General features: G+C 60.5%; 11 protein-coding genes and 1 pseudogene. 6 read left to right on the top strand and 6 right to left on the bottom strand.

The genetic code is table 11. The annotated features are described in order from the left end of the window. Positions 1–135: pseudogene (locus CFA80_RS01140) on the bottom strand (calcium-binding protein); the annotation flags it as partial. A gap of 325 nt (positions 136–460) precedes the next feature. Here CFA80_RS01140 and secB point away from each other — a divergent pair. Then, positions 461–964, top strand: coding sequence for a protein-export chaperone SecB (gene secB, locus CFA80_RS00505; RefSeq protein WP_088518419.1), 504 nt, complete (start codon positions 461–463; stop codon positions 962–964). Here secB and dnaQ read toward each other — a convergent pair. Genes dnaQ through CFA80_RS00485 form a run of 4 tightly spaced genes read right to left on the bottom strand, consistent with a single transcriptional unit; the run spans position 951 to position 3,740 of the window. After that, entirely contained in the window at positions 951–1,643 is a 693-nt protein-coding gene (gene dnaQ / locus CFA80_RS00500) for a DNA polymerase III subunit epsilon (protein ID WP_088518421.1), read from the bottom strand. The genes secB and dnaQ overlap by 14 nt on opposite strands. A 23-nt stretch (positions 1,644–1,666) precedes the next feature. Continuing rightward, positions 1,667–2,275 (bottom strand): dephospho-CoA kinase, encoded by a 609-nt coding sequence (coaE, locus tag CFA80_RS00495; protein WP_088518418.1) that lies wholly within the window; start codon positions 2,273–2,275, stop codon positions 1,667–1,669. Continuing rightward, the gene (locus tag CFA80_RS00490) at positions 2,272–2,895 is read right to left on the bottom strand and encodes a Maf family protein (RefSeq protein WP_088518417.1); all 624 of its coding nucleotides are present in this window, start codon (positions 2,893–2,895) and stop codon (positions 2,272–2,274) included. Before CFA80_RS00490 ends, coaE begins: the two co-directional genes overlap by 4 nt. A gap of 8 nt (positions 2,896–2,903) precedes the next feature. Continuing rightward, positions 2,904–3,740, bottom strand: coding sequence for a pyruvate, water dikinase regulatory protein (locus tag CFA80_RS00485; protein WP_088518416.1), 837 nt, complete (start codon positions 3,738–3,740; stop codon positions 2,904–2,906). Positions 3,741–4,093: 353 nt separating this feature from the next. Between CFA80_RS00485 and hemE the strand changes: the two genes are divergently transcribed. The 3 genes from hemE (at position 4,094) to rho (ending at position 7,113) form a co-directional block, all read left to right on the top strand. Next, entirely contained in the window at positions 4,094–5,146 is a 1,053-nt protein-coding gene (hemE, locus tag CFA80_RS00480; RefSeq protein ID WP_245281132.1) for a uroporphyrinogen decarboxylase, read from the top strand. A gap of 14 nt (positions 5,147–5,160) precedes the next feature. Further along, on the top strand, positions 5,161–5,598 hold the full coding sequence (hemJ, locus tag CFA80_RS00475) for a protoporphyrinogen oxidase HemJ (protein WP_088518420.1): 438 nt from the start codon (positions 5,161–5,163) through the stop codon (positions 5,596–5,598). Between the two features lie 249 nt (positions 5,599–5,847). Further along, positions 5,848–7,113 carry a transcription termination factor Rho gene (gene rho, locus CFA80_RS00470; RefSeq protein ID WP_088518414.1) on the top strand — a complete coding sequence of 422 codons (1,266 nt, stop codon included), beginning with the start codon at positions 5,848–5,850 and terminating at the stop codon, positions 7,111–7,113. 90 nt (positions 7,114–7,203) lie between these two features. Here the strand turns inward: rho and CFA80_RS00465 are convergent, their stop codons facing one another. After that, positions 7,204–9,288 (bottom strand): thioredoxin domain-containing protein, encoded by a 2,085-nt coding sequence (locus CFA80_RS00465; protein ID WP_088518413.1) that lies wholly within the window; start codon positions 9,286–9,288, stop codon positions 7,204–7,206. A 220-nt stretch (positions 9,289–9,508) separates the two neighbouring features. Here CFA80_RS00465 and mnmE point away from each other — a divergent pair, with 220 nt between their 5' ends. Both mnmE and mnmG read left to right on the top strand, forming a co-directional pair. Further along, positions 9,509–10,897, top strand: a complete 1,389-nt coding sequence (mnmE, locus tag CFA80_RS00460; RefSeq protein WP_088518412.1) for a tRNA uridine-5-carboxymethylaminomethyl(34) synthesis GTPase MnmE — start codon at positions 9,509–9,511, stop codon at positions 10,895–10,897. Positions 10,898–10,993: 96 nt separating this feature from the next. Further along, positions 10,994–12,534 (top strand): tRNA uridine-5-carboxymethylaminomethyl(34) synthesis enzyme MnmG (mnmG, locus tag CFA80_RS00455; RefSeq protein WP_143549654.1); only part of this gene is annotated, 1,541 nt, incomplete at its 3' end.

Below are 12,534 nucleotides of genomic sequence, written 5' to 3'. Positions count from 1 at the left end.
GTCCCGCGCCGAATACGGATCGTAGGGTGGCCGCTCGCGGCCGGTACGCTGGCCCAAGACACTGCGCAATCGCAGGAAAATGAACACTGCGAGGGCGAGGAAAATGATGGTATAGATGTCGAACACTTCGGCCATTCTTTCGCCATCGCGACGAGCGGGGCAGTAAGATCCCGAGATTCGGTTCGAATGACCAAACCGCGGCAGGACACCCGGTTCCTGCTCTATGTAGGCACGCAGGTTAAGTCATCCAGTGGCGGCGCGCGTCATTCTAGCGCGCTAGCACTCAGATTAGACGATCACCGTCGCCGCGCCAACAATGGCGGCACCCGGTCACAAAGATATAAGCCATGGGCATTCCATAGGCGTTTTCGGCCCAGCCCGCAGGCCAGCAAACGCATTCCTGCCATTGTTCGCGCCCGCGCCGCATGTTAGCCAAGCCGGCTCAAGGCCGGAGACAACGATGTCGACGACGAATGGTGGCCCCACGCCACAAGCGGGTAACCCGCAGATGCCGGTGCCGCAGCTCGGCGTCCTTGTGCAATATGTAAAGGACTTCTCGTTCGAGAATCCAAATGCACCGCGCGCTTTGACGCCAAACGCCCAGCAGCCGTCGATAAAAATCAATATCGGTGTCGAGGCGGCACCGCTAACCGACAACGACGTCGAGGTGACGCTGCGGTTTGAGGGAAAGGCAGAGGTTCAGGGTTTCGTGCTGTTCGGCTTCGAACTGCTTTATGCCGGTGTGTTTCGCATTCTTAACGTGCCGCAGGAAAGCCTGCAGCCCATGGTTATGATCGAATGCCCGCGCTTGTTGTTTCCGTTCGCTCGAGAAATCGTCGCCACGGCAACGCGTAACGGCGGCTTCCCGCCTTTGATGCTCGAGCCGGTCGATTTCGCGGCTTTGTATCGCGACCGCATGGCCGCGGGACAGCCCGCGGCCTCGCCGCCACTTAATCTAAGCTGACGTAATCACGCCAGATAGCGTTCTCGCCAAGGCCGGCGATGAACTCCCGATGCGCCGCCAGCGCGTCGGCTGTCAATCGCTGCGGCAGCGGTACCGGCCGCTCTCGGACTGCGATGATTTCGCCGGGCGCAAGGATTGGCGGTGCCTGCGAAAGGATCAGCTGAGCCTGACGTGCGCCGGTGAGTTCGACATAGACTTCAGCCAAGAGCTCCGCATCGAGCAGTGCGCCGTGCTTGGTTCGCCGCGAATTGTCGATCGCGTAACGGGCGCACAAATCATCAAGCCGGTTCGCGGCTCCAGGGTGTTTGCGGCGGGCAAGCAGAAGGGTGTCGATCATCCGCTCGCGGCTCACCGCCGGATGGCCGGCGCGGTCCAACTCGGCATTGAGGAAAGCCAGATCAAACATCGCGTTGTGGGCAACGATCTGGGCATCGCCGAGAAACTCTATGAGCTCTCCCGCCCGACGTGCGAACAGCGGCTGATCCTTCAGAAAATCGATCGTCAACCCATGGATCTGCAGGGCCGATTGCGGCATATCGCGTTCCGGGTTGAAATAACCATGGAATGTTTTGCCGGTCGGGACCCGATTGACGAGCTCGATGCAGCCAATCTCGACTAGGCGATCTCCGGTAAGCGGATCGAGCCCGGTCGTTTCGGTATCCAAGACAATTTCGCGCATTGCTGTTCGTCCGCCGGTGCGAATCACCGGCTGCGCATTGTAGCGACACTCTGCAAAATGTCTCGAATCTGCGCTCGGGTGTGCTCGAAATCTTGCGAGCTGTCCACGACGAAATCAGCGCGCCGGCGTTTTTCAGTGTCGGGCATTTGCTTGGCAAGCAGGGTTACAAATTTCTCTTCTGTCATGCCGGGCCGGTCTAAAGCGCGCGCGCGTTGGATCTCGGCAGGGGCCGAAACCACAACGACTGCATCGCACCGCGATTCGGCCGTGGTTTCGAACAATAGCGGTATATCGACGACAACAATCGGAGCGCCGCGGGCTTGTGCCTGCGTCAGGAATTTTTCCCGCGAAGCGGTAACGAGCGGATGAATGATCGCCTCAAGGCGGGCGAGCGCCGCTTGATCGTTCAGGACCATCGCAGCAAGCGTATTGCGATTCACCTTGCCGCCTGATGTCGAGCCTGGGAAAGCCCGTTCGATCAGGGGTACAGCTTCGCCCTCATAAAGCGCGTGGACGACGGCATCTGAATCATGGACTGGGACGCCACATTCGGCGAAGAACTTCGCCGCCGTCGATTTTCCCATGCCGAGCGAGCCGGTCAGGCAAAGCACGAATGGCCGCTGCGCACTCATCGCGCGAGGCACCCTATGCGCCGCAAAAATTCCAACGCTTCCATCAGCGGCAGGCCCAACACCGTGAAGTAGTCGCCGTCCACCCGTTCAAACAACTGCACGCCGCGACCTTCGATCTGATAGGCGCCCACGCTTGCCGTGACCGCGTCGCCGACCGCGTCGAGGTAAAGTTCGAGAAAGTCGTCGGAGAAATTGCGCATGGTCAGCCGGGCCATGGCGACGTATTCGAACAGCACCGCGCCATGCTGCACGAATGCGACGGCTGAGTGAAGTTCGTGGGTGCGACCGCAAAGTTCCCGGAGCTGTGCCCGCGCCGCTTTGCGATCCGCCGGCTTGGCGAAGCGTTTGCCGTCAAGCGTGAGCGTCTGATCGGCGCCCAGCGTCAGACGTCCACGATAACGGCTCTCCACCGCAACGGCTTTTTCGCGCGCCAAGAGTGCAGCCACGGCGCCGCCGGCCGATTGCGCCATGGCGGCGGATTCCAAACCGCGTTCCAAACCGCGTTCATCGATATCGGCCGGATGGGCATCGACCGGCACGCCGGCTGCCGTGAGCAGCATCCGTCGCGCGCTACTTTGCGACGCCAGAACGAGCGGCGCGTCGGCAAGCCATAGCCCCATTGCGCGCCTCAGGACACGTGATGGCGTCGCCGCTCGCCAAGATGCGCAAGCACTGCCGCAGCGGTCTCTTCAATCGAGCGGCGCGTCACATCAATCAGCGGCCAGTTGTGCTTGGCGCACAGCCGCCGCGATGCGGCGACTTCCTCGGCGACGGCTTGCCGATCGATGTACTGATCGTCGTCGCGATGCGCTTTGAGCCCGAGCAACCGGTTTTGCCGAATTTGCACGATTCGCTCGGGGGTCGCGTACAGGCCCACCACCAAAGGACGTTTCAATGCCTCAACACGTGCGGGCAAGGGCACACCCGGGACCAATGGGACATTCGCCGTTTTGACCCCGCGATTGGCCAGATAGATGGAAGTCGGAGTCTTTGAGGTTCGTGAAACCCCGACCAGCACTACGTCAGCTTCTTCAAGATCTTCGACGTGCTGTCCGTCATCGTGCAGCATAGTGTAGTTAAGAGCATCAATACGGCGGAAATACTCCGCGTTGAGCGTGTGCTGTGCGCCAACTTTGTGCGTCGATTCGGAGCCGAGATACGATTGGAAGAGATGCAGCACCGGACCCAAGATCGACAGACAGGGCAGGCCTAGAGTGCGGCATTTTTCTTCCAGACGTTCTACCAAGTTTTCCTCAAGCAAGGTGTACAACACGATTCCCGGAGATTCTTCGATCTCGGCCAAGACCCGATCGAGCTGCTTTTGCGTTCGCACCAGCGGATGCACGTGTTCCACCGGCATTACCCTGGCATATTGCGCGGCTGCGGCACGCGCGACCGTGATCAAGGTCTCACCGGTGGCATCTGAAATCAGATGGAGATGGAAGTAGCCTGTCGTCTGCACCATGGAACCACTAAGGCCGGCTGTATAAGCTGTTGACCGCCCAGGAGAAGGCCACGACCTTTGCGATGGTGCAAGCAGATTACCCGAAACAACCTGTGCTCCATCCACATAGCTGAGCACCCGGCATTTTAATCGCGGCAGCAAATCCGATACCGGTGACATGTGGATACCGGCTCAAGAGCGGCCCCAGAAATAGTCATAAATCGGCGTGGTGCTTGCGGTGCTCACGTACAGGGACCGAGCAGGTACAATCTGGGGATATGTGGATAAATCGTGCGTGGCCTGTGCAAGCTAATTTATGAGTCTAATCAACTGTTCAAGCACTACTACAGATTCTAAGAATCTATTTAGTTGAGATTAGAAGGGGGCACGTACAATCTGTGACTAAGCCATTGTTAGATGTTCTGGCCGGCGAACGGCAAGCCGTTCCGCCAATCTGGCTTATGCGGCAAGCCGGAAGATATTTGCCGGAATATCGAGATCTTCGTCAGAGGACCGATAATTTCCTCGATCTTTGCTTCAGTCCAAAATTGGCGACTGAAGTAACACTGCAACCGATCCGCCGCTTTGGATTCGATGCTGCAATTTTATTTTCCGATATTTTGGTCATTCCGCATGCGCTCGGCCAACGTGTTTCGTTTACGCAAGCCGATGGGCCACGGCTGGATGCGCTTGGCGGCGCCGATGGTTTACGTAAGCTACGGTACGAACTCGATCACGAGCGACTTGCGCCCGTCTATGAAACGATTGGGCGCGTGAAAGAACAACTGCCGGGGAACGTCACATTGCTCGGTTTTTGTGGGGCGCCATGGACATTGGCAACATACATGATTGCCGGGGCAGGAACGCCCGATCAGCTTCCAGCCCGTGAATTTGCTTACCGGCATCCGGACGAGTTCAAGATCTTGATCGATATCCTGATCGAGGCTTCGGCTAGTTATTTGATCCGGCAATTTGAAGCCGGCGTCGATGCCGTACAGATTTTCGACACATGGGCAGGAGTCGTGGCAAGTGACGAATTTGCCAGGTGCTGTATTGAACCTTGCGCTCGGATTGCTGCAGCGGTCCGAGCGCGGATACCAGCGGCTAAGATTATCGGCTTTCCGCGCGGCGCCGGCAGCAAATTGCGGCGATACATCGCTGCAGTCCCGGTTGATGCCGTTGGACTGGACTGGACGATCGATCTTGGATTCGCGCGCGAACAGCTGCAGACGCAAAAGCCGATTCAAGGCAACCTCGATCCAGTGGCGCTCTTGGTCGGCGGGAAAGCACTCGATCGCGCTGTCGATCGCATACTGGAAAGCTTCGCGGCTGGACCGTTTATCTTCAATCTCGGCCACGGCGTGCTACCAGACACCCCGATAGCGCATGTCGAGCAACTGGTCGCGCGGGTCCGCGTCTCAACCTGAGAATGCGCGAGCACATGTACGATTGGATCAAGGCATTTCACGTCATTGCCGTCATCGCCTGGCTGGCGGGAATGCTCTATCTGCCGCGGCTGTTCGTTTACCACTGCGCCGCGGAGAGGGGCTCGGTGCAATCGGAAACCTTCAAGACGATGGAGCGGCGGCTGCTTCGCGTCATCATCAACCCGGCCATGATCGTCACCTGGCTATTGGGCCTTTGGCTCGCCTGGCACGGCCCCGATTCGCACTACGGGTGGTTCGCTTCCGGTTGGCTACAGGCCAAATTCGCGTTGGTGCTTGTGCTCTCCGCCCTGCACGGTTGGTGCGCACGATGGGTGCGCGACTTCGCTATCGACCGCAACCAGCACTCGCCAAAATTCTATCGTATTATCAATGAAGTACCGGCAATTCTGATGGCGGCAATCGTCATTCTCGCGGTGGTGAAACCGTTCTGACGGTAACGAGTTGCTAAGGCGAAATTCGGCTTAGCCCTTGCCTGAAGTGCGGTCTTTTCTTATCTTCAGGATACTCCCCACCCAACGTAGGCGGATGCGGTTGCGTCTTGGCTCCAGCGAACTGGAGCCGCCAGTGCATCGGGGTCCCAGGGTCCCAAGCCCTTACAGCCCAAAGACCTGCGATCTTCCTGCCGCCAGCGACGCCACCACTAAATTCTGCCGCTGGCCCAAATTTCCACAGGACATTCTATGCGGGAAATGAAACTGCAAGAACTCAAGACCAAGACTCCGGCGGAGCTTGTGTCCTTTGCCGAAGAGCTCGAGGTCGAGAACGCCTCGACCATGCGCAAGCAAGAGCTGATGTTCGGCATCCTCAAACAGCTATCTGTGCGCGAAACTGACATCGTCGGCGAAGGCGTCGTTGAAGTGCTGCCCGATGGCTTCGGCTTTCTGCGATCGCCGGAAGCAAACTACCTGCCTGGCCCGGACGACATTTACGTTTCGCCTTCGCAAATCCGCCGCTTCGGACTGCGCACCGGCGACACGATCGACGGTCACATCCGAAGCCCCAAAGAAGGCGAGCGCTATTTTGCTCTGCTCAAGGTCAATTCGCTGAATTTTGAGGATCCCGAGAAAGCACGCCACAAGGTCAATTTCGACAACCTGACGCCGCTTTATCCGGACGAGTGGCTGAAGATGGAATTCGACGATCCGACCAAGAAGGACCTCTCCGCTCGCGTTATCGACATCGTCGCGCCGGTCGGCAAGGGACAGCGCGCACTCATCGTTTCGCCGCCGCGCACCGGCAAGACCGTGCTTCTGCAAAATATCGCGCATTCGATTACGCACAATCATCCGGAATGCTACCTGATCGTGCTGTTGATCGATGAGCGGCCGGAAGAAGTCACCGACATGCAGCGTTCGGTGAAGGGCGAGGTGGTCTCGTCAACCTTCGATGAGCCGGCGGTGCGCCACGTCCAGGTCGCCGAGATGGTGATCGAAAAAGCTAAGCGTCTGGTCGAGCACGGCCGCGACGTAGTGATCTTGCTCGATTCGATCACGCGGCTCGGCCGCGCCTACAACACCGTGGTGCCGTCTTCCGGCAAGGTGCTCACCGGCGGTGTCGACGCCAATGCCTTGCAGCGCCCGAAGCGCTTCTTCGGTGCGGCGCGCAATATCGAAGAAGGCGGCTCACTCACGATCATCGCCACGGCATTGATCGATACCGGCAGCCGCATGGACGAAGTGATTTTCGAAGAATTCAAGGGCACCGGCAATTCGGAATTGATCCTCGATCGTAAAGTTGCCGACAAGCGCACGTTCCCGTCGATGGACATCACGCGGTCCGGTACGCGCAAGGAGGAACTCCTGGTGCTGCCCGATCAGCTCAAGAAAATGTACGTGCTGCGCCGTATTCTCAATCCGATGGGAACGATGGACGCCATCGATTTCCTGCTCGACAAGCTGCGCAACACCAAGAACAATTCCGAGTTCTTCGACTCGATGAATACCTGACGGCGCGTAGCCGTCGTCCCGACGGACTCGCCGGCCCGCGCCGCACTCGCCGCAAGCGGTGGATGTGTTCTCAGCCAAACACCTGACGCGTCAAGAACCCCGCATCGCTTCGATTGCTGCGCCAAGTGACGCAGGGTCGGTGACCGGCAGCGAACAGGCCTCGCCGATACAGACGAACGCCTGCGGCTCAGGTGCGCCGGCGAGCTTGGCGCGCGCCGGATGGGAGGCCGGCAGTGCCGCGGCAGAGCTGGCGTGAAGCACGACGCGGTCGAGCGGCGGCTGGCGCCGTGCCGCAGCAAGCAGAGCGTCCGCAGCCGCGCCCTCCCCGGTCACCACAATCTCGGCACCGCGCAGCCGCAGATCGATGGCGTTGAGCATCGCCATATGCATGTAGAGGTTCTCGGTGACGCGCGGCGCGATCGCCGCAATCAGGGCATCTGCCTTGTCATGCCACGAATCATCGCCGGCCAGCACCGCCAGCCGAATGAGATTTTGTGCGGCGACCGCGTTGTGATTAGGCGTCGCCTCATCGGTCGTAGCAGCCGGACGGATGACTAGCCCTTCTGCGTCGGCGGCGGTGAGATAATACGTGCCGCCTTCCCGATTGGCGTAATCGCGGTCTAACGCCTGTTGCCATTCGAGCGCACGGTCGAGGTAGCTGCGCGTACCGGTCGCTTCATGCAGCGCCAGCGCGGCGCGAATCATGGCGGCAAAATCCGAAGCGAGCCCGGGAAATTTGAGCTTGCTTTGACGCCAGGAATGACCGAGCCGGTCGCCGCGACTCATGGCGCTGGCAACGAAGTCAAAGGCGCGGCGCGCCATGCCGAGCCATGCCGGTTCGTCCAGGATCGTGGCGGCATTGGCGAGCGCTGCGATCATCAGCCCGTTCCAATCCGCAAGCACCTTGTCATCAAGGCCCGGGCGCACCCGCGCGGCGCGCACGGATAACAGCTTATCGCGCAAACCGGTAAGGCGCGCCTCGTCGGCGTCGGTGCGCGGTGGCGGTTTCAGCCGGTTGAGAATGTTATGACCTTCGAAATTGCCGGCCGGCGTGACGTCATAGTGACGGGCGAAAAATTCGCCGTCCTCAATCCCGAGCTGCCGGATCACTTCTTCGTAGGACCAGACGTAGAATTTTCCTTCTTCGCCTTCCGAGTCGGCATCAAGTGACGCCGAGAACGCTCCCTCCTCCGTCGTCATTTCCCGCGTGAGCCAGGCTACGGTCTCATAAGCGCGCCGCCGATACAGGTCCTTGCCGGTGCGCTGATAAGCGATCGCCAACAGTTCGAGAAGCTGTGCGTTGTCGTAGAGCATTTTTTCGAAATGCGGCACGAGCCAATGTTCGTCCACCGCATAGCGTGCAAAACCGCCGCCGAGATGATCGTAGATGCCGCCTTCACAGATGTGATCGAGCGTGATTTCGACTGCGGCGAAATAGCGGTTCTCACCGGTGCGCAGGCCGGCACGCCAAAGGAATTCGAACAGCGCCGCTTGGGGAAATTTCGGCGCGCCGCGTGTGCCGCCGTTGACGGGATCGATCAGCCCGCCGAGTTGCCGTGCGGCATTGTCGAGCTCAGCGGTTCCGATCGTTGCCGTGCCGGCCGGTCGCGCCGCGGTGGCAAGCCGTTCCATCAGCGCGGCGCGGTTACGTTCTATCTTGGCAGGCTCGTCGCGAAACAGCCGGGCGATCTCGCGCAGCACGTCGACAAAGGCTGGTTTGCCGTAACGTGTCGTTTTGGGGAAATAGGTCCCGCCCCAAATCGGCTCGCCGTCGGGCGTAAGGAACATCGTCAGCGGCCAGCCGCCATGCTCGCCGAGGTGATGCAGCGCCGCCATATAGATCTGATCGATGTCGGGCCGCTCCTCGCGATCCACTTTGATATTGACGAACAGTTCGTTCATCACGCGGGCGGTCGCTTCGTCCTCGAAACTCTCGTGCGCCATGACATGGCACCAGTGGCAGGCGGCATAGCCGACAGACAAAAGTATGGGCTTGTTGCTGCGCTTCGCTTCGGCCAGAACTTCGGGTCCCCAGGCCCGCCAATCGACTGGATTGTCCTTGTGCTGGAGCAGATAAGGGCTCGTCTCTTCGGCGAGACGGTTGCCGCGCCCTGCGGCGGGGTGCGGCTGCGTTGACGGTTGCGTTGACGGTTGCGTTGACGGTTGCGTTGACATGGACGCACCGTAGCAAGTAGCCCCCATCACGCGAAGCTAATAAAGGCAACCTAGTGCGGTGGATTTGAAGTTCCTACAGCTCGGTCGGAAGCTCTCATAGGAACTTCAAATCCAAAAACCGCACTAGAATTATATATTTGCTAGGGTCCCTTTGATTCCGAAGTTCGCATGAGAGCGTGCCGAAAGAGCGTACGAACTTCGGAATCGGGACACTAGCAGTATGGCGGATCGTTCCACCATTTTCGCGCTGTCCTCTGGCCGTCCGCCGGCGGCAATTGCCGTCGTGCGCGTTTCGGGTTCGCAGGCGCGCATTGCGCTTGAACGACTGATCGGTCGCGTGCCGCAGCCGCGCAAAGCGGCGCTCGCGCGCGTGCACGATCCGGCGAGCGGCGAGGCGATCGATGAGGCGCTGGCGTTGTGGTTCCCCGCGCCGCACAGCGAGACCGGTGAGGACGTCGCGGAGTTGCAGCTTCATGGCGGGCTGGCGGTGATCGCGAGCGTGTTAAAAGCGCTTGCCGCGATCGAAGGCTGCCGGCTGGCAGAGCCCGGCGAGTTCACACGGCGCGCCTTCGAGAATGGCAAGCTCGATCTCACCGCGGTGGAGGGACTTGGCGATCTCATTTTCGCCGAGACGCCGGCCCAGCGGCGGCAGGCATTTCGCCAATTGAAGGGACTGATCGGCGACCGCGCCGAAGCGTGGCGGCGACGGCTGATCGAGGCGCTGGCGCTCGTTGAAGCGCGCATCGATTTTTCTGACGAGGCGGACGTACCGGAAGATTTGATCGCGCCCGCTGCCGAAATTACTCGAGGCCTGCGCGATGAAATCTCCGTCGCGCTGGCCGACGGGCATCGTGGCGAGCGCCTGCGCGATGGCCTCCTCGTGGCAATCGCAGGTCCACCCAATGCAGGCAAGTCGACCTTGTTCAATCGGCTGGCGCGGCGCGAGGCGGCGATCGTTTCGCCCTATGCGGGCACCACGCGCGACGTCATCGAAGTGCATTTGGACATCGGCGGGTTTCCAATGACGGTCCTCGACACGGCGGGCATTCGCGACAGCGCCGATCCCGTCGAGCAGGAAGGCGTGCGTCGGGCTCGCGCCCGGGCGGCCGAAGCGGATCTCGTATTGTGGGTCACTGACGTATCAGCCGAAAGCCGAACGTGTCGGCCAATGCCGAAGTTCAGTGACGACGCGCCGCACTGGGTGATCGAAAATAAGATCGACCTGGTGAAGCAAAGCACACCAGCTCTCGCCAGCGGGGGCGCAAGGCGCGCTCCTAGAAAGGATGAACATGGTTTCACTTGTTCGCTTTCGGCAACTAAGGGCGAGGGCGTCGACGCACTATTCGCGGCTCTGGCTCAGTTCGCCAATGACTACTTTGCCGGGGGTGAGACGGCGGTGGTGACGCGAGCACGGCATCGCCGCGCGCTTGAGGAAACTGTCGCGGCGCTCGATCGCGCCGTCGCCGAAACAGCAATCTCCACCCCGCGTGAGGAGTTGATCGCTGAGGAGTTGCGTCAGGCGACCTCGGCCCTTGGCCGACTTACTGGCCGCATCGATGTCGAAGACGTTTTGGACAAAATCTTTCGCGACTTTTGCATTGGTAAATGATTGGTTAACGGTCGATCGCCGCCTGTTTCACGTGAAACGCACGATTTTGACCGCCGATTTTGCTTTCACTAAAACGGCTGCGAATTTGGAGATTCCATGGACGATCGTTTCGACGTGATTGTAGTCGGCGGCGGACACGCCGGTTGCGAGGCGGCCGCTGCGGCTGCGCGCATGGGGGCGCTGACCGCGCTTGTAACCCAGCGCTTCGCAACGGTCGGGGCGATGTCGTGCAATCCGTCGATTGGTGGGCTCGGCAAAGGCCATCTGGTCCGCGAGATCGATGCACTCGACGGATTGATGGGCCGCGTAGCCGATGCCGCTGGAATCCAGTTTCGCATGCTCAATCGGCGCAAGGGGCCGGCGGTCCGCGGTCCACGCGCTCAGGCCGACCGCAAGCTTTATGCGGCGGCCATGCAGGACGCGATTCGCACCACAGCCAATCTGACGGTGATCGAAGGCGAGGTTGACGACTTGCTCGGTAGCGAACGCGCAACGGGCGTTCGGCTATGCGACGGCCGGGAGGTAGAAGCCGGCGCCGTGGTTATTACCACCGGCACGTTTTTGCGCGGTCTCATTCATATCGGCGAGCGGCAAATTCCGGCTGGCCGGATCGGCGACGCGCCCGCGCTTGGACTTTCAGCGACGCTCGAGCGTGCCGGCTTCCAGCTTGGACGCTTGAAGACCGGCACGCCGGCGCGGCTCGACGGCACGACGATCGATTGGGGCAGCGTGGAAATGCAGCCCGGCGACGATCCGCCAGAGCCGTTCTCGACGCTCACCGAACAGATCACCAATCGCCAGGTCGAATGCGGCATCACCCGCACGACTGTCGCGACCCACGCCGTCATTCGCGCCAACGTGCACCGCTCGCCGATGTATTCCGGTCAGATTCAGAGTCGTGGTCCGCGCTATTGCCCCTCAATCGAAGACAAGATCGTGCGCTTCGGCGAGCGCGACGGTCATCAGATTTTTCTCGAGCCGGAGGGGCTCGACGACAGCACTGTTTACCCCAACGGAATCTCGACCTCGTTGCCCGAAGACGTGCAATCGGCCCTGATCGCCACCATTCCTGGTCTCGAGCGCGCCCGCGTCATTCGGCCTGGCTACGCCATCGAATATGATCATGTGGACCCGCGTGAGCTTCATCCGTCGTTGGAGACCAAGCGCCTGCGCGGGTTGTTTCTCGCCGGACAGATCAATGGCACCACCGGCTATGAGGAGGCCGCCGCGCAAGGGCTTGTCGCCGGCCTCAACGCCGCGGCTTGTGCCGCCGGCGCGCCGCCAATCCTGTTTGATCGGGCGGAAGGCTATCTCGGGGTCATGATCGATGATTTGGTAACGCGCGGCGTCAGCGAGCCGTATCGGATGTTCACATCGCGTGCCGAATACCGGCTGACTTTGCGCGCCGACAATGCGGATCAGCGCCTGACGGGTAGGGGGATCGCGCTCGGCTGCGTCGGCCGGCTACGCGCCGATCATTACCGTGCCAAGGCGACAGCTCTGGACGCGGCGCGGAACATGGCGCGCGCGCTGACCCTGACGCCAAACGAAGCGGCGCGGAGTGGCCTTGCTCTGCGCAAAGACGGACAGCGCCGCTCCGCCTTTGAGTTGTTGTCCTATCCGGAAATCGGAATCGG

It is taken from the genome of Rhodoplanes sp. JGI PP 4-B12 (assembly GCF_900188135.1).
This window is presented reverse-complemented; position numbering and strand designations above follow the sequence as displayed.

Coding starts and splice junctions, on each gene's coding strand:
- CFA80_RS00490 (WP_088518417.1), bottom strand. CDS start 2,895: ATGGGGCTATGGCTTGCCGACGCGCCGCTCGTTCTGGCGTCGCAAAGT.
- CFA80_RS00465 (WP_088518413.1), bottom strand. CDS start 9,288: ATGTCAACGCAACCGTCAACGCAACCGTCAACGCAACCGTCAACGCAG.
- dnaQ (WP_088518421.1), bottom strand. CDS start 1,643: ATGCGCGAAATTGTCTTGGATACCGAAACGACCGGGCTCGATCCGCTT.
- hemJ (WP_088518420.1), top strand. CDS start 5,161: ATGTACGATTGGATCAAGGCATTTCACGTCATTGCCGTCATCGCCTGG.
- coaE (WP_088518418.1), bottom strand. CDS start 2,275: ATGAGTGCGCAGCGGCCATTCGTGCTTTGCCTGACCGGCTCGCTCGGC.
- secB (WP_088518419.1), top strand. CDS start 461: ATGTCGACGACGAATGGTGGCCCCACGCCACAAGCGGGTAACCCGCAG.
- rho (WP_088518414.1), top strand. CDS start 5,848: ATGCGGGAAATGAAACTGCAAGAACTCAAGACCAAGACTCCGGCGGAG.
- mnmE (WP_088518412.1), top strand. CDS start 9,509: ATGGCGGATCGTTCCACCATTTTCGCGCTGTCCTCTGGCCGTCCGCCG.
- CFA80_RS00485 (WP_088518416.1), bottom strand. CDS start 3,740: ATGGTGCAGACGACAGGCTACTTCCATCTCCATCTGATTTCAGATGCC.